The sequence below is a fragment of the Streptomyces hilarionis genome (assembly GCF_024539675.1).
Lineage (GTDB): Bacteria > Actinomycetota > Actinomycetes > Streptomycetales > Streptomycetaceae > Streptomyces > Streptomyces hilarionis.
Genome location: NZ_JAHHIT010000356.1, coordinates 1 through 1005, shown reverse-complemented (window position 1 = coordinate 1005; position 1005 = coordinate 1). Strand labels below are relative to the sequence as shown.

1 protein-coding gene is annotated in these 1005 nt (G+C 75.0%); it reads left to right on the top strand.

Going from position 1 to position 1005, the window contains the following annotated elements:
- Window positions 1-411: 411 nt before the first annotated feature.
- Window positions 412-1005 (top strand): bifunctional DNA primase/polymerase (locus tag KMS84_RS38585; protein WP_256921220.1); only part of this gene is annotated, 594 nt, incomplete at its 3' end.

Below are 1005 nucleotides of genomic sequence, written 5' to 3'. Positions count from 1 at the left end.
CCGCCATCCCCTCCCTCCTCCCCCGGCACGGACCTGAGCACGGCTCCCGCCGGGCCGGTCGGCCGACCGCTCCAGCAGGGCGACGACTGACGCCGCACCACCAGAGTTGCCCACCGAATCCCCGACGAACCATCCTGAAAGCCTTTATTGGCACTCAAGTGTGACGTCTTGTCGATAAACGTCCTTCGCGACATTCACCACACCAGAAGCGACGCACCGTCACGGGTCGCCGCCGCCCCCAGCCCTCCCGGGCCTCACCGACGACGGAGCGCCCCACCGTCCCCCTCCGCCCGAGCCGGACCACCCCGTCCGAGCCGGCCGACCTCGCCCGAGTCGCCCGGCCTCGCCCGACCCGGCGCGTCGCCGCGCACCCCTCTTCCTTTTATCGAACACACGTACGAGACTGGATCCATGGCCACCACCGACCGGTACCCCCGGCAGGCCGCCGCCCTGGCCCTCGCCCACGCCCTGTCGGCCGCCGAACACGGCCTGGCCGTCATCCCCCTGACCCGGACGAAACTCCCGGCCCTGCGCTCCCCTCACCGCGACGCCCCGGCGCCGGCCGGGCCGCCGTGCCACGGCGAGTGCGGGCGCCTCGGCCACGGCGTCTACGACGCCTCGACCGACCCGGCCCGCATCCGCGCACTCTTCGCCGCCGCCCCGTGGGCCACCGGCTACGGCATCGCCTGCGGCCTGCCCCCGCACCACCTCATCGGCGTCGACCTGGACACCAAGTCGGACACGGACTCCGCGGCGGCGCTGCGCTCCCTCGCTACGCGCCACCGGTTCACCATCCCGCCGACGATCATCGTCCTGACCCCCTCCGGCGGCCGGCACCTGTGGCTCACCGGGCCGCCGGACGTCGTCGTCCCCAACTCGGCCGGCCGCCTCGCCCCCGGCATCGACATCCGCGGGGCCGGCGGATACCTCGTCGGCCCCGGCTCCCGCACCGCCCGCGGCGCCTACGCCACCGCCCCCGGCACCGCCCACCTCACCCCCGCGTCC